The organism is Streptomyces sp. NPDC004327 (assembly GCF_042873935.1).
Classification (GTDB): Bacteria; Actinomycetota; Actinomycetes; order Streptomycetales; family Streptomycetaceae; genus Streptomyces.
Window position 1 is genome coordinate 238,564 of record NZ_JBIAME010000010.1, and the last position, 19,909, is coordinate 258,472.

Consider the following 19,909-nt stretch of genomic DNA (forward strand, 5'->3'; position numbering starts at 1 on the left):
GCTTACGCCTCCGCGGGTGAGCGGCGGGCGAGCTCCGCCTCGGTCGACTTCAGCAGGTCGTTCCAGGCGGACTCGAACTTGTCGACGCCCTCGTCCTCCAGGACCTGGACGACGTCGTCGTACGAGATGCCCAGGGCGGCCACGTCGTCGAGGACCGAGCGGGCCTCGTCGTAGGTGCCGTGGATGGTGTCGCCGGTGACCTCGCCGTGGTCGGCGGTGGCCTCCAGGGTGGCCTCCGGCATGGTGTTGACGGTGCCCGGGGCGACCAGGTCCACCACGTACAGGGTGTCCTTGTACGCCGGGTCCTTCACGCCGGTCGAGGCCCACAGCGGACGCTGCTTGTTGGCCTGCGCCTTGTCGAGCGAGGCCCAGCGCTCGGTGCCGAACGCCTCCTCGTAGGCCTGGTAGGCCAGACGGGCGTTGGCGAGGGCCGACTTGCCCTTGAGGGCCTTGGCCTCGTCCGTGCCGAGGGCGTCGAGCCGGCTGTCGATCTCCGTGTCCACGCGGGACACGAAGAAGGACGCCACGGAGTGGATCTTCGACAGGTCCAGGCCGCGCTCGCGGGCCTTCTCCAGACCGGCCATGTAGGCGTCCATCACCGCGCGGTAGCGCTCGAGCGAGAAGATCAGCGTCACGTTGACGCTGATGCCGAGGCCGATGACCTCGGTGATCGCCGGCAGACCCGCCTTGGTGGCCGGGATCTTGATGAGGGTGTTGGGGCGGTCCACCAGCCAGGCCAGCTGCTTGGCCTCGGCGATGGTCGCCGTCGTCTCGTGGGCGAGGCGCGGGTCGACCTCGATCGAGACCCGGCCGTCCTGGCCCTGGGTCGCGTCGAAGACCGGCCGCAGGATGTCGGCGGCGTCCCTCACGTCTGCCGTCGTGATCATGCGGATGGCCTCGTCCACCGTCACCTTGCGGGCGGCGAGGTCGGCGAGCTGCTGCTCGTAACCGTCGCCCGAGGTGATGGCCTTCTGGAAGATGGACGGGTTGGTGGTGACACCCACCACGTGGCTCTGGTCGATGAGCTCGGCCAGGTTGCCGGACGTGATCCGCTTGCGGGACAGGTCGTCCAGCCAGATCGCGACGCCTTCGTCGGAGAGGCGCTTGAGAGCGTCTGTCATGAGAGTTGCATCTCCAAAAAGTCGTACGTAATCGCGTCAGCGCGCGACGGCGTCCAGGGATTCCCGCGCGGCGGCGACGATCGCCTCCGGCGTGAACCCGAACTCGCGGAACAGGACCTTCGCGTCCGCCGAGGCGCCGAAGTGCTCCAGCGAGACGATGCGGCCGGCGTCGCCGACGTACTTGTGCCAGGTCAGGCCGACACCGGCCTCGACCGCGACCCGCGCCTTGACGGACGGCGGCAGGACGGCGTCCTTGTACGCCTGGTCCTGCTCCTCGAACCACTCCACCGACGGCATCGAGACCACGCGGGTCGGGACGCCGGCGGCCTGCAGCTGCTCCCGGGCCTCGACGGCCAGGTGCACCTCGGAACCGGTACCGATGAGGACGACCTGGGCGTCGGCGCTCTGCCCGGAGGAGTCCTCGGCGTCGAACAGCACGTAGCCGCCCTTCGCCGCGTCCTCGTTCCACTCGTAGGTGGGCACGCCCTGGCGGGTCAGCGCCAGACCGTGCGGGGCGCCCTTGCCGAAGACCTTGGTGTGGCGCTGCATGATCTCGCGCCAGGCGATCGCCGTCTCGTTGGCGTCGGCCGGGCGGACCACGTTCAGACCCGGGATCGCGCGCAGCGAGGCCAGGTGCTCCACCGGCTGGTGGGTCGGGCCGTCCTCGCCGAGACCGATCGAGTCGTGCGTCCACACGTACGTCACCGGCAGGTGCATCAGCGCGGACAGGCGGACCGCGTTGCGCATGTAGTCGGAGAACACGAGGAACGTGCCGCCGTAGATGCGGGTGTTGCCGTGCAGGGCGATGCCGTTCATCTCCGCGGCCATGGAGTGCTCGCGGATGCCGAAGTGGATCGTCCGGCCGTACTTGTCCGCCTCGGGCAGCGGGTTGCCCTCCGGGAGGAAGGAGGACGTCTTGTCGATCGTGGTGTTGTTCGAGCCGGCGAGGTCGGCCGAGCCGCCCCACAGCTCCGGGATCACCGCGCCGAGCGCCTGCAGCACCTTGCCGGACGCGGCACGGGTCGCCACGCTCTTGCCCGCCTCGAAGACCGGCAGCTTCCCGGCCCAGCCGGCCGGCAGCTCGTTGGCCTGGATGCGGTCGAAGTCGGCGGCACGGTCCGGGTTGGCCGTCCGCCACGCGGCGAGCGACTTCTCCCACTCGCCGCGGGCCTCGCGGCCGCGGTCGCCGAGGGAGCGGGTGTGCGCGATGACCTCGTCGGAGACCTCGAAGGACTGCTCCGGGTCGAAGCCCAGGACGCGCTTGGTGGCCGCGACCTCGTCGTCGCCGAGCGCCGAGCCGTGCGCGGCCTCGGTGTTCTGCGCGTTCGGGGCCGGCCAGGCGATGATCGAGCGCATCGCGATGAACGACGGGCGCTCGGTTTCGGCCTCGGCGGCCTTGATCGCGGCGAACAGCGCGGCCGGGTCCAGGTCGCCGTTGGCCTGCGGCTCGACGCGCTGGACGTGCCAGCCGTACGCCTCGTACCGCTTCATCGTGTCCTCGGACACGGCCGTCTCGGTGTCGCCCTCGATCGAGATGTGGTTGTCGTCCCACAGCAGGATCAGGTTGCCGAGCTTCTGGTGACCGGCCAGCGACGACGCCTCCGCGGAGATGCCCTCCTGGAGACAGCCGTCACCCGCGATCACGTAGATGTGGTGGTCGAAGGGGGAGGCGCCGGTGGCGGCCTCCGGGTCGAACAGTCCGCGCTCGTAGCGGGCGGCCATCGCCATGCCCACCGCGTTCGCGACACCCTGGCCGAGCGGGCCGGTCGTGGTCTCCACGCCCGCCGTGTGGCCGTACTCCGGGTGACCCGGGGTCTTCGAGCCCCAGGTACGGAAGGACTTCAGGTCGTCGAGCTCGAGTCCGAACCCACCCAGGTAGAGCTGGGTGTAGAGGGTCAGGGACGAGTGCCCGGCGGAGAGGACGAACCGGTCGCGGCCCACCCACTCCGGGTCGGCGGGGTCGTGCCGCATCACCTTCTGGAAGAGGGTGTAGGCGGCGGGCGCCAGGCTCATCGCCGTGCCGGGATGGCCGTTGCCGACCTTCTGTACGGCGTCGGCGGCCAGGATGCGGGCGGTGTCCACGGCCCGCTGGTCCAGTTCGGTCCACTCGAGGTCTGTGGTCGTCGGCTTAGTGCTCACCCTGAGTCAGGGCTCCTCTCCGCATGTCGAGAGCCGGTGACTGAGGGTGTCCCGGCGATGTCGAGCCTACCCCTGTAAATCGCCTCTCTTTTCGTGTCCATGCCCCTCAAATGAGCGCACACAGCAAGACTGCCGGGGCCCGCGCGAATCCGCCTCCCGAGCCACGCCCGACCGCGTGTCCGCAGCTCGGGACGCGCCCGGCGCGCACCCGGGGCGCACCCGCGGGTGAGGCCCGCCAACACGACCCACCCCCGCGAAGATCGGCGTATGGGCAACGTCTACAGTGGCGTGGTACGCGCAAGTTTCATCCCCTCTTCACGCGGGGAGCTTGCTGGGATTTCTCTGTCAGGGGTGTGCGTGACGGCCGTCGAGTCCCGACCCGCCGGGGTCCACTTGACTCCCAGCCCGGGGGGCCATCGGCCGTTCGGGGCCCGCGTCAAGGCATTCGTGGCGCTGACCAAGCCGCGGATCATCGAGCTGCTGCTCATCACCACCGTTCCGGTGATGTTCCTCGCCGAACAGGGCGTGCCCGATCTGTGGCTGGTGCTCGCCACCTGCTTCGGCGGCTACCTGTCCGCGGGTGGCGCCAACGCCCTCAACATGTACATCGACCGCGACATCGACGCGGTGATGGACCGGACCTCGCAGCGCCCGCTGGTGACCGGCATGGTCTCGCCGCGCGAGTGCCTGGCCTTCGGCATCACCCTCGCGGTGGTCTCCACGCTCTGGTTCGGCCTGCTCGTCAACTGGCTGTCCGCCTGGCTGTCACTCGGCGCGCTGCTCTTCTACGTGGTCATCTACACGATGATCCTCAAGCGGCGCACCGCGCAGAACATCGTCTGGGGCGGCATCGCCGGCTGCATGCCGGTGCTCATCGGCTGGTCGGCCGTCACCAACTCGATGTCCTGGGCCGCCGTCATCCTCTTCCTCGTCATCTTCTTCTGGACGCCGCCGCACTATTGGCCGCTGTCGATGAAGGTGAAGGAGGACTACGCGCGCGCCGGCGTGCCGATGCTCCCGGTGCTCGCCTCCAACAAGGTCGTCGCCAAGCAGATCGTCCTCTACAGCTGGGTGATGGTCGCCGTCTCGCTGCTGCTCACCCCGCTCGGCTACACCGGCTGGTTCTACACGGCCGTGGCGCTGGCCACCGGCGGCTGGTGGCTGTGGGAGGCGCACGCGCTGCTGAACCGCGCGAAGGCGGAGCAGACCGGCGCGAAGCTCAAGGAGATGCGCCTGTTCCACTGGTCCATCACCTACGTCTCGCTGCTCTTCGTGGCGGTCGCGGTGGACCCCTTCCTGCGCTGACCCCCTGTTCTTCCCGGTGACGGCCGGGGTGCGTGGCCCACGCCACGTGCCCCGGCCGTCGCCAGTCGATCTACCCGCGAGTAGGCTCGTTGTCATGGCAGACACGAAGCAGGCGGAGCGCAAGGCGGCCAAGCTGGCCAAGGAGATCAAGGCGTTCGCCGGTAAGCACGGCGGCGCCGAGGGCCAGCTCGCCCACATCGGACAGGCGGGCACCCGGATCGTCCTCGTCGGCGAGGACGGCGGCTGGGGCGACCTGGTGGCGCCCAGCTACGCGATCGCCCAGGAGGCCGCCGAGAAGGCCGGCCTGACGCTGCACGACGAGTTCGACGGCGAGTTCGCCGCGAAGGTCGTCACCGGCCCGTACGAGTGGACCCGCATGGCCGGCATCCAGCTCGGCGGCCCGTCCAACGGCTGACCGGTCCGCCGGGAGGCAACAACCTCGCGCGGGGCTCACCCGTTAGGAGGGGCGGAAGCCCGTCCACACGTGGGAGCCCCCGAATGATCGACACCCCGAGCCTGGTGGACCAGCACTGCCACGGGGTGCTGCGCACGGAGCTCGGCCTCGGCACCTTCGAGACCCATCTGGCCCCGGCCTCGCCCACGGCCCGCGGAGCTCGCGTGGGCGTACCCCCACTGCCCGCCGCGGGCACCACCTTCTTCGACACCCAGACCGGCTTCGCGGTACGCCGCTGGTGCCCGCCGCTGCTCGGCCTCGAACCGCACTGCCCGCCCGCGCGCTATCTCGCGCGGCGCCGCGAACTCGGCGTCCTGGAATCCGGCCGGCGCCTGCTGCGGGCCTCCGGCATCACCACGTACCTCGTCGACACCGGGCCGCCCGGGCCGCCCGGCGAGCTCACCGGCCCCGCCGAACTCGCCGCCACCGGCGGCGCCGCCGCCCACGAGATCGTCCGGCTCGAACTCCTCGCCGAGCGGACCGCCGACGGCCGCGCCACGGTCGACACCTTCCTGGCAGGGCTCACCGAGGCCGTCCACGCCGCCGCCGCGGGCGCCGTCGGCTTCAGCTCCGAGGCGGCACTGCGGGGCGGGCTCGCCGCCTTTCCCGAGCCGCCCGGGCCCGGCGAGGCGCGCGGGGCGGCGGGACGCTGGCTGGCCGGGCGCCCGGCCGGCGGGGCCCTGGACGATCCGGTGCTGCTGCGCCATCTGCTGTGGGTCGCCGTCGGCACGGGCCGGCCGCTCCAGCTGCGCCTCGGCGGCCGCGACCCGGGCACGCTGGCCGGCTTCGCCGCCGCCACCGGCGGCCTCGGCGCGGACCTGGTCCTGCTGCACGACTCCCCGTACCACCGCCGGGCCGCCCGGCTCGCCGCGCACTTCCCGCACGTCTACGCGGACCTCGGCCCCGTCGTCACCCGCACCGGCGCCCGCGCGGCCGCCGTCCTCGCCGAGCTGCTGGAGCAGGCCCCCTTCGGCAAACTGCTCTTCTCCAGCGGCGCCCGCGGCCTGCCCGAACTGCACGTGGTGGCCGCGCACGTCTTCCGCGCCGCGCTCGCCCGCGTCCTCGGCGACTGGGTCGCGGACGGCGCGTGGTCGCGTACGGACGCGCGGCGCGTGGCGGAGATGATCGCGGCCGGGAACGCGCGGCGCGTGTACGGGCTGGGCTGAGGCCCCGCCTCAGGCGGTGGCCGGCTCCGGGTCGGCCTGGGCCGGGATCTCGGGGATGAGCCGCCTCAGGCGGTGGCCAGCTCCGGGTCGGCCTGGGCCGGGATCTCGGGGACGGCGACCGGACGCTCGCGCAGGCTCAGCGCCAGGCGCAGCACCGCGATCCACATCAGGGAGGAGCCCAGCATGTGCGCGGCGACGAGCAGCTCGGGGACGCCGGTGAAGTACTGGACGTAGCCGATCGCACCCTGCGCGAGGACCACGATCAGCAGGTCACGGGCGCGCGCCCGGGTGTCGTCCGGGGCGTCCACGACGCGCAGGACCAGCCACATGGCGACCGCCAGGGCGACGACCAGCCACGCGGCGATGGCGTGGATGTGGGCCGCGGCGGTCCAGTCCCAGGGCATGCGCGGCACGTCGCTGCTGTCGCCGGCGTGCTTGCCGGCGCCGGTCACCGTCGTGCCGAGCGCGATGAGCAGCCCGGAGACGATCACGAGCGCCCAGGACAGCTTGCGGACCGGGCGCGGCACGCGCGGCTTGGGGTCGGTGTCGCCCTCGCCGGTGCGGTGCCAGGTGATGACGGCCACCGTGAGGAGCGAGTTCGCGGCCAGGAAGTGGCCGGCGACCGTCCACGGGTTGAGGCCCATCCACACGGTGATGCCGCCGATGACGGCGTTGCTCATGACGAGCCAGAACTGCGCCCAGCCGAGCCGGGTGAGCGAGCGGCGGCGGGGCTTCGCGGACCGCGCGGCGATGATCGCCCAGCCGACCGCGGCCGACAGGACGTACGTCAGCATGCGGTTGCCGAACTCGATGTAACCGTGGAAGCCCTGCGCGGCGGTGACGATCAGACTGTCGTCCGTGCACTTCGGCCAGGTGTCGCAGCCGAGGCCGGAGCCGGTCAGCCGGACCGCGCCGCCGGTCACGATGATCAGCACGCTCATCACGACGGCGGAGAGCGCGGCGCGCCGGAGCGTCCGGGGGGACGGGGTCCAGCGCTGGGCGATGAAGGCGAGGGGGGTCTGCACGTCCCACATCGTAGGCGGGGGCTTGTGCACGCTTTCACGAGGGGGTGGTTACGGGGCGAGTCGCCCCGAAACGTCACCGAACCGCTACGCGGGGCTCTAGGGGGGTGTCTTGCCGATCAGACCGGGCTCGCGGCGTCTGGCACCGCGCCTCGCCGCGTTGTCGTCGGTCGCCACGGCTCCGCCATGGCTCCCTCCTCCGCCTTGCGATGCACGGCACCAGACGCCGCTCCCTGATCCGGCCCGACCGACAAGACACCCCCTACTCCCACCGGAAGAACCTCGCCGCCGCGCCGAGCCCGAGCACCGCCCACACCGCCAGGATCGCCGCGTCGCCCCACGGCATCGCGGCGCCGTGCTGGAGGACGTCACGGAGCCCGTCGGAGAGCGCGGAGATCGGCAGGAACGCGAGTACGTCACCGGCGGCGCCGAACTTCTCCAGCGGCACCATCACCCCGCCGCCCACCAGGAGCAGCAGGAAGACCAGGTTCGCGGCGGCCAGCGTCGCCTCCGCCTTCAGCGTGCCGGCCATCAGCAGGCCGAGCCCGGAGAAGGCGGCGGTGCCGAGGACGAGCAGGACCAGGACGGAGAAGGGGTTGCCGTGCGGCGACCAGCCGAGGGCGAGCGCGATCACCGTCAGGAGCACCACCTGGAGCACCTCGGTGACGAGGACGGCCAGCGTCTTCGCGGTCATCAGCGCCCAGCGGGGCAGCGGCGAGGCGCCGAGCCGCTTGAGCACCCCGTAGCGGCGCTCGAAGCCGGTGGCGATGGCCTGCCCGGTGAAGGCGGTGGACATCACGGCGAGCGCGAGGACGCCCGGGGCGAGGAAGTCGACGGCCTTGCCCGCGCCCGTGTCGACGATGTCCACCGTCGAGAAGAGCACGAGCAGGAGGGAGGGGATGATCACCGTGAGGAGCAGCTGCTCGCCGTTGCGCAGCAGCATCCTGGTCTCCAGGGCGGTCTGCGCGCCGATCATCCGCCCGACCGGCGCGGCGCCCGGCTTCGGCGCGTACGTACCCGTGCTCATCCGCGCAGCTCCTTGCCGGTCAGCTCAAGAAAGACGTCTTCGAGGGTGTGGCGCTCGACCGAGAGGCGGTCGGGCATCACGCCGTGCTGCGCGCACCAGCTGGTGACGGTGGCGAGCAGCTGGGGGTCGACCGTGCCGGTGAGGCGGTAGGCGCCCGGGGTGGTCTCGGCGGCCGCGGTGCCGTCGGGGAGCGCCTTGAGCAGCGAGTCGAGGTCGAGGCCGGGGCGGCCGGTGAAGCGCAGGGTGTTCTCGGCGCCGCCGCGGCACAGCTCCTCGGGGCTGCCCTGGGCGGCGACCCGGCCGCCGTCGACGATGGCGACGTCGTCGGCCAGCTCCTCGGCCTCGTTCATGAAGTGCGTGGTGAGCACGACGGTGACGCCGTCGGCGCGCAGTTCGCGGACCAGGTCCCAGGTGGCGTGGCGGGCCTGCGGGTCGAGGCCGGCGGTCGGCTCGTCGAGGAAGACCAGCTCGGGGCGGCCGACGACGGCCATGGCGAGCGAGAGGCGCTGCTGCTGGCCGCCGGAGAGCCGGCGGTAGGTGGTGCGGCCGCAGGAGCCGAGGCCGAGGCGCTCGACGAGCGCGTCGACGTCCAGCGGGTGGGCGTGCAGCCGGGCCATGTGGCGCAGCATCTCGTCGGCGCGGGCACCGGAGTAGATGCCGCCCGACTGGAGCATCACGCCGATCCGGGGGCGCAGCGCGGCGGCGTCGGCGACCGGGTCGAGGCCGAGGACGCGGACGGTGCCGGCGTCCGGCCTGCGGTAGCCCTCGCAGGTCTCGATGGTGGTGGTCTTGCCGGCGCCGTTGGGGCCGAGGACGGCGGTGACGGTGCCCGCGCGGACGTCGAGGTCGAGGCCGTCGACGGCGGTCTTGGTGCCGTACCGCTTGACCAGGCCCCGTACCCGGACCGCGGGCTCGACGGACTCGTTTCGCATGCCGGGAAGTCTAAGGACTGCTCCGTACGGGGGGGACCCCGCGGGGTACAGGACGGGTATGACGGTTTTCGTCGGCACCTCCGGGTGGCAGTACCGCGACTGGCGGGGCGTGCTCTATCCCGAGGGCGTGCCCCAGCGGCTCTGGCTGGAGGAGTACGCGCGGAGCTTCGCGGCCGTGGAGAACAACAACGCCTTCTACCGGCTGCCCGAGCGCGCGACCTTCGCCGAGTGGCGGGAGCGGACGCCCGAGGGCTTCGTGATGGCGGTGAAGGCCAGCCGTTATCTGACGCACATCAAACGGCTGAAGGGTCCGGCGGAGCCGGTGGCGCGGCTGATGGGCCGCGCGGAGGCGCTGGGTGACCGGCTCGGGCCGGTGCTGCTCCAGCTGCCGCCGAACCTGCGGGTGGACACCGGTCTTCTCGACGCGGCTTTGACCCGCTTCCCGGAGGGGGTGCGGGTGGCGGTCGAGCCGCGCCACGAGTCGTGGTGGACGGACGGGACCGAGGAGGTGCTTTCGCGCCACGGCGCCGCGCTGTGCTGGGCGGACCGGGGCGGCCGGCCGGTGGCCCCGCTGTGGCGGACCGCGGGCTTCGGCTATCTGCGGCTGCACGAGGGCCGGGCCCGGCCCTTCCCTTCGTACGGGCGGCGGGCGCTGGTGAGCTGGGCGGAGCGGATCGCGGGGAGCTGGCGGGACGGGGCGGACGTGTTCGTGTTCTTCAACAACGACGTGGGCGGGGCGGCTGTCCGCAACGCGGAATCCTTCGTCCACGTCGTGGAGTCGTCGGGGCGGTCGGTACGGGTCCCCGAGGGGTGACCGGCGGAGGGTGAGCGGCCGGAAACCGCTGGTCACCCGGTCGTGATTCGTCCTACGAATGATCGTTTCCGCAGGTCAGGTAAGCCTTACCTGCGTGACGCACCGCACCGCCGCCTCGGGGCACCTCGCTTGTCAGCCCGTGATTAATTACGCAACAATGGCGTTGTGAAAAACGTCGGTGAGGCTCCCACGGAGGAACTCGCGACCGGTGAGCGGTCCACCCGCAACCGGGTCGCGCGCTCCATCCTGGACCACGGCCCCTCGACCGTCGCCGATCTGGCCCAGCGGCTCGGCCTCACCCAGGCCGCCGTCCGCCGCCACCTCGACTCCCTGGTGGGCGACAACGTGGTGGAGGCGCGCGAGAAGCGGGTCTACGGGACCCGCACCCGCGGCCGCCCCGCCAAGGTCTTCTCGCTCACCGACTGCGGCCGCGACGCCTTCGACCAGTCGTACGACAAGCTGGCCGTCGAGGCGCTGCGCTGGATCGAGCGCAACGCCGGGGGAGAGGCGGCCGTCGCCGCCTTCGCCCGCGACCGGATCGAGGCCCAGGCCGAGACGTACCGCGCGGCCGTCGAGTCCGCCGATCCGGACCAGCGCACCGAGGCACTGGCCAAGGCGCTGAGTGCCGACGGGTACGCTGCCACCGCGCGTCACGCGCCGGTCGGCGAGCAGCTCTGCCAGCACCACTGCCCGGTCGCCCACGTCGCCGAGCAGTACCCGCAGCTGTGCGAGGCGGAGACGGAGATCTTCTCCCGCCTCCTCGGGACCCACGTCCAGCGCCTGGCCACCATCGCGCATGGTGACGGCGTCTGCACGACGTTCATCCCGCACGGCGCCCCACAGACCACTCCATCCACAGCATCTGCAAGCACGGCCGGGAGGAACCCCGCATGACCACCGAGATCAGCCACCCCGAGCTCGAGGGCCTGGGTCGGTACGAGTACGGCTGGGCCGACTCGGACGCGGCAGGCTCCACCGCCAAGCGCGGTCTCTCCGAGGACGTCGTCCGCGACATCTCGTCGAAGAAGAACGAGCCCGAGTGGATGCTGAAGCTGCGCCTCAAGGGTCTGCGGCTGTTCGACAAGAAGCCCATGCCGACCTGGGGCTCCGACCTGTCGGGCATCGACTTCGACAACATCAAGTACTTCGTGCGGTCCACCGAGAAGCAGGCCGAGTCCTGGGAGGACCTGCCGGAGGACATCAAGAACACGTACGACAAGCTCGGCATCCCGGAGGCGGAGAAGCAGCGCCTCGTCGCCGGCGTCGCCGCCCAGTACGAGTCCGAGGTCGTCTACCACCAGATCCGTGAGGACCTGGAGGAGCAGGGCGTCATCTTCGTCGACACCGACACCGCGCTGAAGGAGCACGAGGAGCTCTTCAAGGAGTACTTCGGCACCGTCATCCCGGTCGGCGACAACAAGTTCGCCTCCCTGAACACGGCCGTGTGGTCCGGCGGCTCGTTCATCTACGTGCCGAAGGGCGTGCACGTCGAGATCCCGCTCCAGGCCTACTTCCGTATCAACACGGAGAACATGGGCCAGTTCGAGCGGACGCTGATCATCGTCGACGAGGACGCCTACGTCCACTACGTCGAGGGCTGCACCGCCCCGATCTACTCCTCGGACTCGCTGCACAGCGCCGTGGTCGAGATCATCGTCAAGAAGGGCGGCCGCTGCCGCTACACGACCATCCAGAACTGGTCGAACAACGTCTACAACCTGGTGACCAAGCGCGCCGTCGCCTACGAGGGCGCCACCATGGAGTGGGTCGACGGCAACATCGGCTCCAAGGTCACCATGAAGTACCCGGCCGTCTACCTGATGGGCGAGCACGCCAAGGGCGAGACCCTGTCCATCGCCTTCGCGGGCGAGGGCCAGCACCAGGACGCCGGCGCCAAGATGGTCCACATGGCCCCGAACACCTCGTCGAGCATCGTCTCGAAGTCGGTGGCGCGCGGCGGCGGCCGCACCTCCTACCGTGGCCTGATCGAGATCGGCGAGGGCGCCCCCGGCGCCAAGTCGAACGTCCTCTGTGACGCGCTGCTCGTCGACACGATCTCCCGCTCCGACACGTACCCCTACGTGGACGTCCGCGAGGACGACGTGACGATGGGCCACGAGGCCACCGTCTCCAAGGTCTCCGAGGACCAGCTCTTCTACCTGATGCAGCGCGGCCTGACCGAGCAGGAGGCCATGGCGATGATCGTGCGCGGCTTCGTCGAGCCGATCGCCAAGGAGCTGCCGATGGAGTACGCGCTGGAGCTGAACCGGCTGATCGAGCTGCAGATGGAAGGCGCGGTCGGCTAGAGCCCCGCCCCACCCGCACGCAGCGACCGATTTCTTACGCAGGAAGAGAGCAACACGACAGCCATGGCTGACGCCCAGAACATCCCGGCGGGCTCCACCACCGCCGGCTCGATCGCGGTGGCCGCCGAGTCCACCGTCGCCACGCGCATGAGCGCCCCGCCGTCCTTCGACGTCGCGGACTTCCCCGTCCCGCACGGCCGCGAGGAGGAGTGGCGCTTCACTCCGCTGGAGCGCCTGCGCGGCCTGCACGACGGCACCGCCGTCGCCACGGGCGAGGGCGTCCGCGTCGAGATCGAGGCCCCCGAGGGCGTCATCGTGGAGACCGTGGGCCGCGACGACTCGCGCCTCGGCAAGGCCGGCAAGCCGGTCGACCGCGTCGCCGCCCAGGCGTACACCTCCTTCGAGAAGGCGTCCGTCGTCACCGTCGCCAAGGAGGCCGTGCTCACCGAGCCGATCCGGATCTCCGTGCACGGCCAGGGCGGGGTCGCCTTCGGCCACCAGGTGATCGAGCTCGGCGCCTTCGCCGAGGCCGTCGTCGTCATCGACCACACCGGCGACGGCGTGCTCGCCGCCAACCTGGACTACGTGCTCGGCGATGGGGCCAAGCTCACCGTCGTCTCCGTCCAGGACTGGGACGAGAAGGCCGTCCACGTCGCCCAGCACAACGCCCTGGTCGGTCGCGACGCCACCTTCAAGTCGGTCGTCGTGACCTTCGGCGGCGACGTGGTCCGCCTCCACCCGCGCGTCGAGTACGCCGGCCCCGGCGGCGACGCCGAGCTCTTCGGCCTGTACTTCACCGACGCCGGCCAGCACCAGGAGCACCGCCTCCTGGTCGACCACAACACCCCGCACTGCCGCTCCAACGTGGCGTACAAGGGCGCGCTGCAGGGTCAGGACGCCCACGCGGTGTGGATCGGTGACGTCCTCATCCAGGCCAAGGCCGAGGGCACCGACACCTACGAGCTCAACCGGAACCTCGTCCTCACCGACGGTGCCCGGGTCGACTCCGTGCCGAACCTCGAGATCGAGACCGGCGAGATCGCCGGCGCCGGCCACGCCTCCGCCACCGGCCGCTTCGACGACGAGCAGCTCTTCTACCTGATGGCCCGCGGCATCCCGGAGACCGAGGCCCGCCGCCTGGTCGTCCGCGGCTTCTTCGCCGAGCTGGTCCAGCAGATCGGCATCGCGGACGTCGAGGAGCGCCTGATCGCCAAGATCGAGGCCGAGCTGGAGGCGTCCGTCTGATGGCCTTCGTCCGCGCCTGTGCGCTGAGCGAGCTGGACGAGGACACCCCCAAGCGGGTGGAACTCGACGGCACGCCGGTGTCCCTCGTCCGCACCGAGGGCGAGGTGTACGCGATCCACGACATCTGCTCGCACGCGAACGTCTCCCTCTCCGAGGGCGAGGTCGAGGACTGCCAGATCGAGTGCTGGCTGCACGGCTCCGCGTTCGACCTGCGCACCGGCAAGCCGTCCGGCCTCCCCGCGACGCGCCCCGTCCCCGTATACCCCGTAAAGATCGAAGGGGACGATGTGCTCGTCTCCGTCACCCAGGAGTCCTGAGTCACCCATGGCAACGCTTGAAATCCGCGACCTGCACGTCTCCGTCGAGGCCGAGAACGGCCCCCGGGAGATCCTCAAGGGCGTCGACCTGACCGTGAAGCAGGGCGAGACCCACGCCATCATGGGCCCCAACGGCTCCGGCAAGTCGACCCTGGCGTACTCGCTGGCCGGCCACCCGAAGTACACGATCACCGGCGGCACCGTCACCCTCGACGGCGAGGACGTCCTGGAGATGTCGGTCGACGAGCGCGCCCGCGCCGGCGTCTTCCTGGCCATGCAGTACCCGGTCGAGGTCCCCGGTGTCTCGGTCTCCAACTTCCTGCGCACCTCCGCCACCGCCGTCCGCGGCGAGGCCCCGAAGCTGCGGCTGTGGGTGAAGGAGGTCAAGGAGGCCATGGAGAAGCTCCAGATGAACCCGGCCTTCGCCGAGCGCAACGTCAACGAGGGCTTCTCCGGCGGTGAGAAGAAGCGCCACGAGATCCTCCAGCTGGAGCTGCTCAAGCCGAAGATCGCGATCCTCGACGAGACCGACTCCGGCCTCGACGTCGACGCCCTTCGCATCGTCTCCGAGGGCGTCAACCGCGTCCGCGAGACCGGCGAGGTCGGCACCCTGCTGATCACGCACTACACGCGCATCCTGCGCTACATCAAGCCCGACTTCGTGCACGTGTTCGCGAACGGCCGCATCGTCGAGTCCGGCGGCGCCGAGCTCGCCGACCAGCTGGAGAACGAGGGCTACGACAAGTACGTGAAGGGTGGCGCATCCGCGTGACTTCCGCCCATCAGGGGCTGACCGGCCTCCTCGACACCGAGGCGATCCGCAAGGACTTCCCGCTTCTGGATCGCCTGGTCCACGACGGCAAGAAGATCGTGTACCTGGACTCGGCGGCGACCTCGCAGAAGCCGCGCCAGGTCCTCGACGCGCTCAACGCGTACTACGAGCGGCACAACGCGAACGTGCACCGCGGCGTCTACACGGTCGCCGAGGAGGCCACCGCGCTGTACGAGGGCGCCCGCGACAAGGTCGCCGCCTTCATCAACGCGCCGAGCCGCGACGAGGTGATCTTCACCAAGAACGCCTCCGAGTCGCTCAACCTCGTGGCCAACATGCTGGGCTGGGCCGACGAGCCCTACCGCGTGGACCACGAGACCGAGATCGCCATCACGGAGATGGAGCACCACTCCAACATCGTGCCGTGGCAGCTGCTCGCGCAGCGCACCGGCGCGAAGCTGAAGTGGTTCGGCCTCACGGACGACGGTCGTCTCGACCTGTCGAACATCGAAGAGGTCATCACCGAGAAGACCAAGATCGTCTCCTTCACGCTGGTCTCGAACCTGCTGGGCACGATCAACCCGGTCGAGACGATCATCCGGCGTGCCCAGGAGGTCGGCGCCCTCGTCTGCATCGACGCCTCGCAGGCCGCCCCGCACATGGTGCTCGACGTGCAGGCGCTGCAGGCCGACTTCGTGGCCTTCACCGGCCACAAGATGTGCGGCCCGACCGGCATCGGCGTGCTGTGGGGACGGCAGGAGCTCCTGGAGGACCTGCCGCCGTTCCTCGGTGGCGGCGAGATGATCGAGACCGTCTCGATGCACTCCTCCACCTACGCGCCGGCCCCGCACAAGTTCGAGGCGGGTACGCCCCCGATCGCCCAGGCCGTCGGCCTCGGCGCGGCCGTGGACTACCTGTCGGCGATCGGCATGGAGAACATCGCGCGCCACGAGCACGCGATCACCGAGTACGCCGTCAAGCGCCTCCAGGAGGTGCCTGACCTGCGGATCATCGGCCCGACCACGGCCGAGGACCGCGGCGCGGCGATCTCCTTCACGCTCGGCGACATCCACCCGCACGACGTGGGCCAGGTCCTCGACGAGGAGGGCATCGCCGTCCGCGTTGGCCACCACTGCGCGCGCCCGGTCTGCCTGCGGTACGGAATTCCGGCGACCACCCGGGCGTCGTTCTATCTGTACTCCACCCCGGCCGAGGTCGACGCCCTGGTCGCGGGCCTGGAGCACGTCCGTAACTTCTTCGGATAGGGCGGCTGACCTGTGAAGCTGGATTCGATGTACCAGGACGTCATCCTGGACCACTACAAGCATCCGCACGGGCGGGGCTTGCGGCCCGGCGACGCCGAGGTGCACCACGTCAACCCGACCTGCGGCGACGAGATCACGCTCCGGGTGAAGTACGACGGCGAGCGCATCGAGGACGTCTCGTACGAGGGCCAGGGCTGTTCCATCAGCCAGGCCTCGGCCTCCGTGCTCAACGAGCTGCTCGTCGGCAAGGAGCTGGGCGAGGCGCAGAAGATCCAGGGCACCTTCCTGGAGCTGATGCAGTCCAAGGGCCAGATCGAGCCGGACGACGCCATGGAGGAGATCCTGGAGGACGCGGTCGCGTTCGCCGGCGTCTCCAAGTACCCGGCCCGGGTGAAGTGTGCGCTGCTCAGCTGGATGGCGTGGAAGGACGCGACCGCCCAGGCCCTGGGCGGGGACGACCAGAAGTCTGTGAGGAAGTCGGCATGACCGAGAACACCGAGGCCATCGTGAAGCCGGCCTCCGAGGCCGTATCCATGAAGCCCGCGAGCGAGGCGGAGATCCGCGAGGCGCTGTACGACGTCGTCGACCCCGAGCTGGGCATCGACGTGGTCAACCTGGGCCTGATCTACGGCATCCACGTCGACGACTCCAACGTCGCGACGCTGGACATGACCCTGACGTCGGCGGCCTGTCCGCTGACCGACGTGATCGAGGACCAGGCGAAGGCCGCGACCGACGGCATCGTCAACGAGTTGAAGATCAACTGGGTCTGGATGCCCCCGTGGGGCCCGGACAAGATCACGGACGACGGGCGCGAGCAGCTGCGCGCGCTGGGCTTCAACGTCTGACGGTCGCACGTCACACGTCACACGTCGTACGAGAGGGCCGCACCCGACCGGGTGCGGCCCTCTCGGCCGTCCGGAGCGCTCAGACCGCCTGCTGGGCCAGGATCGGGCCCAGGTTCTCCTTGCGGAGGCGCTGGTCGACGTAGAGCAGCGCGTTGACCAGCGGCAGGAACGGGGCGAACACGGCCTGCAGGAGCATCTGGACGAAGCCCAGGATCATCATCGAGCCGAACATGGCGGAGATGATCTCGCCGGGCGTCGCGGTCCCGTCGGAGCCGTACAGGGACGACATCGAGACCGTGCTGCCCATCGAGACGATCTGCTGCAGCAGCATGCTGATGAAGCCCACGATCAGGGCGGCCACGAGGCCGTAGCCGAAGACCCGCCACCAGTCGCCGCGGACCAGGGCGGCGGAGCGGCGGAGCGAGGCCACCGGGCCCTGGTTCTCGATGACGGCGACGGCCGGGGCCAGGCTGAACTTCACGTAGAGCCACAGCCAGAGCGGGAGGGTCAGCACGGCGACGAGCAGGAGCACGCCGCCCGCCACGGCCAGGCCCGTCGACGCCGCGGCGTCGGACCCGGAGGCGTTGATGCCGGTGATCATGCCGACCATCACCAGGGCGAAACCGGCCAGGAAGAGCACCATCGGGACGACCGACGCCAGGGCCGAGAGCAGGACCGCGCCGATCACCGAGCCGAGCCGGGACCAGGCGCGGCGCCAGATCGTGACGAAGCCGACGGGCCGGCCCAGCACCGCTTCCTGGACCACGGCCGGGGCGGCGGCGCCGACCAGGCCGGCGGTGACGACCAGGCCGAGCAGGGCGACGAACCAGACGCCGCCGAAGGCGAGGACCAGGGGCTGGAAGTCGGCGAAGTCGGTGGTGTGCGGCGTCATGTGGGTCAGCCGGTCCAGGTCGTCCTTGACCGCCTGGTAGGCGATCAGGAAGCCGCCTCCGGTCAGGACCGCCTCGGCTCCGTACGCCGCCACCGCGACGCCGATCAGCGGCTTCCAGTAGCGGCCGTACGTGGTGAAGGCGCCGGTCAGGAGCTGGCCGAGGCCCAGCGGGGCCAGGGGTATGACGCCGGGCTGCGGCGGAGGCGGCGGAGGCGGATAGCCGTAGCCGTACGGTCCTGGAGGGTATGTCATGGGCACACCGTATCGGCCGGGGTTGCGTACGGGCGTACACATGCATGCGTACACTCGTACACATGGGATACGGACTGCTCGCGGGCGCCATAGCGGCCGAGATATTCGCCACCACCTCGATGAAGTACAGCGAGGGCTTCAGCAGGCTCTGGCCCTCCCTCTTCACCGGCGCCGGCTATCTCGTCTCCTTCGTGCTCCTCTCCCGGGCGCTCAAGACCCTCCAGATCGGCACCGCCTACGCGATCTGGTCCGGCGTCGGCACCGCGGTCGTCGCCGCCATCGGCTTCCTCTTCCTCGGCGAGAGCCTGGGCGCCGCCAAGATCGCCGGCATCGTGCTGATCATCGCCGGCGTCGTCGCCCTCAACCTCGGCGGCGCCCACTGATGGCCCGCCCCCGCCGCCACGACCCCGACCGGCGCGAGCGGATCGTCGACGCCGCCCTGCGGGTGGTCGGCCGGGCCGGCCTCGCGGGCCTCAGCCACCGCACCGTCGCCGCCGAGGCCGACGTGCCGCTCGGCTCCACCACGTACCACTTCGCCTCCCTCGACGAACTCCTCGTCGCGGCGCTCCACCGGGTCAACGGCACCTTCGGCGCCCGCCTCCGGCAGGGCCCCGAGATCGCCGCGCCCGATCTGGCCGCCGGCCTGGCCGCGCTCATGGGGCAGTGGCTGGCCGCCGAGCGCACCGGCGTGGAGCTGGAGTACGAGCTCTACCTCGCCGCCCTGCGCCGCCCCGCGCTGCGCCCCGTCGCCGCCGAATGGGCCGAGGAGGTCGTCTCCGCCCTCGCCCCGCGCACCGGGCCCGCCACCGCCCGCGCCCTGGTCGCCCTCATGGACGGCATCAGCCTCCAGGTGCTGCTCACCGGCGCTCCGTACGACGAGGACTACGCCCGGGAGATGCTGGCCCGGATCCTGAACGAAGACCCGAAAGGGCGGGCCGGACACTCGGTGAAACCGCCCAAAGCGCCGACCGCCTCCTGAGACCGGTTGGCCCGCGCCCGGCCCCGACCGTTAGGTTTTCCGTCATGACCACTGCTCCTCGCACCACCGGCGCCGTCGCCGCCGGCCTCGCCACCATCGCCGGTGACGGCACCGTTCTCGACACCTGGTTCCCCGCCCCCGAGCTGACCGACGCGCCCGGCCCGGCCGGCACCGAGCGGCTCGACGCCGACGCGGCCGTGAACGCCCTCGGCGAGGGCGCCGCCAAGGCCCTCGGCGTGGACGCCCGCCGCGGTGTCGAGGTGGTCGCCGTCCGCACCGTCATCGCCTCGCTGGACGACAAGCCGCTCGACGCGCACGACGCCTACCTGCGCCTCCACCTGCTCAGCCACCGGCTGGTCAAGCCGCACGGCCAGAGCCTGGACGGCGTCTTCGGCCTGCTCGCCAACGTCGCCTGGACCTCGCTCGGCCCGGTCGCCGTCGACGACATCGAGAAGGTGCGGCTCAACGCCCGCGCCGAGGGCCTGCACCTCCAGGTCACCTCGATCGACAAGTTCCCCCGCATGACCGACTACGTCGCGCCCGCCGGCGTCCGCATCGCCGACGCCGACCGCGTCCGCCTCGGCGCCCACCTCGCGGCCGGCACCACCGTCATGCACGAGGGCTTCGTCAACTTCAACGCCGGCACCCTCGGCACCTCCATGGTCGAGGGCCGCATCTCCGCCGGCGTCGTCGTCGGCGACGGCTCCGACATCGGCGGCGGCGCCTCCACCATGGGCACGCTGTCCGGCGGCGGCAACGTCATCATCTCCATCGGCGAGCGCTGCCTGATCGGCGCCGAGGCGGGCGTCGGCATCGCGCTCGGCGACGAGTGCGTCGTCGAGGCCGGCCTGTACGTCACCGCCGGCACCCGGGTCACCATGCCCGACGGCGAGATCGTCAAGGCCCGCGACCTCTCCGGCGCCTCGAACATCCTCTTCCGCCGCAACTCGGTCACCGGCGCCGTCGAGGCCCGCCCGAACAACGCGGTCTGGGGCGGCCTCAACGAGATCCTGCACAGCCACAACTGAGCCCCGGCAACCGAGCCCGGCTCTG

The 19,909-nt window shown here is 70.9% G+C and carries 21 protein-coding genes; 15 read left to right on the plus strand and 6 right to left on the minus strand.

Features of this window, described 5'->3' with window-relative positions:
* Nucleotides 1-2 precede the first annotated feature (2 nt).
* Both tal and tkt read right to left on the minus strand, forming a co-directional pair.
* Nucleotides 3-1,121 (minus strand): transaldolase, encoded by a 1,119-nt coding sequence (gene tal / locus ACFYU9_RS31130; protein ID WP_389216624.1) that lies wholly within the window; start codon nucleotides 1,119-1,121, stop codon nucleotides 3-5.
* A gap of 36 nt (nucleotides 1,122-1,157) precedes the next feature.
* On the minus strand, nucleotides 1,158-3,260 hold the full coding sequence (gene tkt, locus ACFYU9_RS31135) for a transketolase (protein ID WP_389346967.1): 2,103 nt from the start codon (nucleotides 3,258-3,260) through the stop codon (nucleotides 1,158-1,160).
* A 357-nt stretch (nucleotides 3,261-3,617) separates the two neighbouring features.
* On the opposite strand from tkt, the gene ACFYU9_RS31140 reads away from it, so the two are divergent.
* The 3 genes from ACFYU9_RS31140 to ACFYU9_RS31150 all read left to right on the plus strand — a co-directional run bounded on the left by ACFYU9_RS31140 (nucleotide 3,618) and on the right by ACFYU9_RS31150 (nucleotide 6,185).
* Entirely contained in the window at nucleotides 3,618-4,565 is a 948-nt protein-coding gene (locus ACFYU9_RS31140) for a heme o synthase (protein ID WP_389216629.1), read from the plus strand.
* Nucleotides 4,566-4,659: 94 nt separating this feature from the next.
* On the plus strand, nucleotides 4,660-4,980 hold the full coding sequence (locus ACFYU9_RS31145; RefSeq protein WP_389216632.1) for a hypothetical protein: 321 nt from the start codon (nucleotides 4,660-4,662) through the stop codon (nucleotides 4,978-4,980).
* An 83-nt stretch (nucleotides 4,981-5,063) separates the two neighbouring features.
* Complete coding sequence (locus ACFYU9_RS31150) at nucleotides 5,064-6,185, plus strand: amidohydrolase (RefSeq protein ID WP_389216635.1); 1,122 nt, start codon at nucleotides 5,064-5,066, stop codon at nucleotides 6,183-6,185.
* A gap of 65 nt (nucleotides 6,186-6,250) precedes the next feature.
* Here ACFYU9_RS31150 and ACFYU9_RS31155 read toward each other — a convergent pair whose 3' ends face one another.
* From ACFYU9_RS31155 to ACFYU9_RS31165, 3 genes are all read right to left on the minus strand, one after another.
* Nucleotides 6,251-7,219 carry a heme A synthase gene (locus tag ACFYU9_RS31155; RefSeq protein WP_389217008.1) on the minus strand — a complete coding sequence of 323 codons (969 nt, stop codon included), beginning with the start codon at nucleotides 7,217-7,219 and terminating at the stop codon, nucleotides 6,251-6,253.
* 250 nt (nucleotides 7,220-7,469) lie between these two features.
* A complete protein-coding gene (locus tag ACFYU9_RS31160; protein WP_389216637.1) occupies nucleotides 7,470-8,234 on the minus strand; it encodes an ABC transporter permease in 765 nt (254 codons plus the stop codon).
* A complete protein-coding gene (locus ACFYU9_RS31165) occupies nucleotides 8,231-9,166 on the minus strand; it encodes an ABC transporter ATP-binding protein (protein ID WP_389346969.1) in 936 nt (311 codons plus the stop codon). The genes ACFYU9_RS31160 and ACFYU9_RS31165 overlap by 4 nt, the downstream gene beginning before the upstream one ends.
* A 58-nt stretch (nucleotides 9,167-9,224) precedes the next feature.
* Between ACFYU9_RS31165 and ACFYU9_RS31170 the strand changes: the two genes are divergently transcribed.
* From ACFYU9_RS31170 to ACFYU9_RS31210, 9 genes are all read left to right on the plus strand, one after another.
* Nucleotides 9,225-9,980 (plus strand): DUF72 domain-containing protein, encoded by a 756-nt coding sequence (locus ACFYU9_RS31170; protein ID WP_389346971.1) that lies wholly within the window; start codon nucleotides 9,225-9,227, stop codon nucleotides 9,978-9,980.
* A gap of 165 nt (nucleotides 9,981-10,145) precedes the next feature.
* The gene (locus tag ACFYU9_RS31175; protein WP_389216646.1) at nucleotides 10,146-10,874 is read left to right on the plus strand and encodes a helix-turn-helix transcriptional regulator; all 729 of its coding nucleotides are present in this window, start codon (nucleotides 10,146-10,148) and stop codon (nucleotides 10,872-10,874) included.
* Nucleotides 10,871-12,286, plus strand: coding sequence for a Fe-S cluster assembly protein SufB (gene sufB / locus ACFYU9_RS31180; protein WP_389216648.1), 1,416 nt, complete (start codon nucleotides 10,871-10,873; stop codon nucleotides 12,284-12,286). Before ACFYU9_RS31175 ends, sufB begins: the two co-directional genes overlap by 4 nt.
* 63 nt (nucleotides 12,287-12,349) lie before the next feature.
* On the plus strand, nucleotides 12,350-13,531 hold the full coding sequence (gene sufD, locus ACFYU9_RS31185; RefSeq protein WP_389346973.1) for a Fe-S cluster assembly protein SufD: 1,182 nt from the start codon (nucleotides 12,350-12,352) through the stop codon (nucleotides 13,529-13,531).
* A complete protein-coding gene (locus tag ACFYU9_RS31190) occupies nucleotides 13,531-13,848 on the plus strand; it encodes a bifunctional 3-phenylpropionate/cinnamic acid dioxygenase ferredoxin subunit (RefSeq protein WP_389216654.1) in 318 nt (105 codons plus the stop codon). The genes sufD and ACFYU9_RS31190 overlap by 1 nt, the downstream gene beginning before the upstream one ends.
* Before the next feature lie 7 nt (nucleotides 13,849-13,855).
* Complete coding sequence (gene sufC / locus ACFYU9_RS31195) at nucleotides 13,856-14,620, plus strand: Fe-S cluster assembly ATPase SufC (protein WP_389216657.1); 765 nt, start codon at nucleotides 13,856-13,858, stop codon at nucleotides 14,618-14,620.
* Nucleotides 14,617-15,885 carry a cysteine desulfurase gene (locus ACFYU9_RS31200; RefSeq protein WP_389216660.1) on the plus strand — a complete coding sequence of 423 codons (1,269 nt, stop codon included), beginning with the start codon at nucleotides 14,617-14,619 and terminating at the stop codon, nucleotides 15,883-15,885. The genes sufC and ACFYU9_RS31200 overlap by 4 nt, the downstream gene beginning before the upstream one ends.
* 12 nt (nucleotides 15,886-15,897) lie before the next feature.
* Entirely contained in the window at nucleotides 15,898-16,371 is a 474-nt protein-coding gene (sufU, locus tag ACFYU9_RS31205; protein ID WP_389216663.1) for a Fe-S cluster assembly sulfur transfer protein SufU, read from the plus strand.
* The gene (locus ACFYU9_RS31210; RefSeq protein ID WP_389216666.1) at nucleotides 16,368-16,733 is read left to right on the plus strand and encodes a metal-sulfur cluster assembly factor; all 366 of its coding nucleotides are present in this window, start codon (nucleotides 16,368-16,370) and stop codon (nucleotides 16,731-16,733) included. The genes sufU and ACFYU9_RS31210 overlap by 4 nt, the downstream gene beginning before the upstream one ends.
* Before the next feature lie 79 nt (nucleotides 16,734-16,812).
* Here ACFYU9_RS31210 and ACFYU9_RS31215 read toward each other — a convergent pair whose 3' ends face one another.
* Nucleotides 16,813-17,877: an oxidoreductase gene (locus ACFYU9_RS31215; protein WP_389346975.1), complete on the minus strand. Its 1,065-nt coding sequence runs from the start codon at nucleotides 17,875-17,877 to the stop codon at nucleotides 16,813-16,815.
* A 62-nt stretch (nucleotides 17,878-17,939) separates the two neighbouring features.
* Between ACFYU9_RS31215 and ACFYU9_RS31220 the strand changes: the two genes are divergently transcribed.
* From ACFYU9_RS31220 to dapD, 3 genes are read left to right on the plus strand one after another with little or no spacing between them, the layout of a single operon-like run.
* Nucleotides 17,940-18,260 (plus strand): DMT family transporter, encoded by a 321-nt coding sequence (locus tag ACFYU9_RS31220; RefSeq protein ID WP_389216672.1) that lies wholly within the window; start codon nucleotides 17,940-17,942, stop codon nucleotides 18,258-18,260.
* The gene (locus ACFYU9_RS31225; RefSeq protein ID WP_389346977.1) at nucleotides 18,260-18,856 is read left to right on the plus strand and encodes a TetR/AcrR family transcriptional regulator; all 597 of its coding nucleotides are present in this window, start codon (nucleotides 18,260-18,262) and stop codon (nucleotides 18,854-18,856) included. The genes ACFYU9_RS31220 and ACFYU9_RS31225 overlap by 1 nt, the downstream gene beginning before the upstream one ends.
* Nucleotides 18,857-18,900: 44 nt before the next feature.
* Nucleotides 18,901-19,884 (plus strand): 2,3,4,5-tetrahydropyridine-2,6-dicarboxylate N-succinyltransferase, encoded by a 984-nt coding sequence (dapD, locus tag ACFYU9_RS31230; RefSeq protein WP_389216678.1) that lies wholly within the window; start codon nucleotides 18,901-18,903, stop codon nucleotides 19,882-19,884.
* Nucleotides 19,885-19,909: the final 25 nt, after the last annotated feature.

Excerpts from the sequence above, each read along its gene's own strand:
- tal (WP_389216624.1), bottom strand. The coding sequence starts at position 1,121 with ATGACAGACGCTCTCAAGCGCCTCTCCGACGAAGGCGTCGCGATCTGG.
- ACFYU9_RS31145 (WP_389216632.1), top strand. The coding sequence starts at position 4,660 with ATGGCAGACACGAAGCAGGCGGAGCGCAAGGCGGCCAAGCTGGCCAAG.
- ACFYU9_RS31150 (WP_389216635.1), top strand. The coding sequence starts at position 5,064 with ATGATCGACACCCCGAGCCTGGTGGACCAGCACTGCCACGGGGTGCTG.
- ACFYU9_RS31155 (WP_389217008.1), bottom strand. The coding sequence starts at position 7,219 with ATGTGGGACGTGCAGACCCCCCTCGCCTTCATCGCCCAGCGCTGGACC.
- ACFYU9_RS31160 (WP_389216637.1), bottom strand. The coding sequence starts at position 8,234 with ATGAGCACGGGTACGTACGCGCCGAAGCCGGGCGCCGCGCCGGTCGGG.
- ACFYU9_RS31165 (WP_389346969.1), bottom strand. The coding sequence starts at position 9,166 with ATGCGAAACGAGTCCGTCGAGCCCGCGGTCCGGGTACGGGGCCTGGTC.
- ACFYU9_RS31170 (WP_389346971.1), top strand. The coding sequence starts at position 9,225 with ATGACGGTTTTCGTCGGCACCTCCGGGTGGCAGTACCGCGACTGGCGG.
- sufB (WP_389216648.1), top strand. The coding sequence starts at position 10,871 with ATGACCACCGAGATCAGCCACCCCGAGCTCGAGGGCCTGGGTCGGTAC.
- sufD (WP_389346973.1), top strand. The coding sequence starts at position 12,350 with ATGGCTGACGCCCAGAACATCCCGGCGGGCTCCACCACCGCCGGCTCG.
- ACFYU9_RS31190 (WP_389216654.1), top strand. The coding sequence starts at position 13,531 with ATGGCCTTCGTCCGCGCCTGTGCGCTGAGCGAGCTGGACGAGGACACC.
- sufC (WP_389216657.1), top strand. The coding sequence starts at position 13,856 with ATGGCAACGCTTGAAATCCGCGACCTGCACGTCTCCGTCGAGGCCGAG.
- ACFYU9_RS31210 (WP_389216666.1), top strand. The coding sequence starts at position 16,368 with ATGACCGAGAACACCGAGGCCATCGTGAAGCCGGCCTCCGAGGCCGTA.
- ACFYU9_RS31215 (WP_389346975.1), bottom strand. The coding sequence starts at position 17,877 with ATGACATACCCTCCAGGACCGTACGGCTACGGCTATCCGCCTCCGCCG.
- ACFYU9_RS31220 (WP_389216672.1), top strand. The coding sequence starts at position 17,940 with ATGGGATACGGACTGCTCGCGGGCGCCATAGCGGCCGAGATATTCGCC.
- ACFYU9_RS31225 (WP_389346977.1), top strand. The coding sequence starts at position 18,260 with ATGGCCCGCCCCCGCCGCCACGACCCCGACCGGCGCGAGCGGATCGTC.
- dapD (WP_389216678.1), top strand. The coding sequence starts at position 18,901 with ATGACCACTGCTCCTCGCACCACCGGCGCCGTCGCCGCCGGCCTCGCC.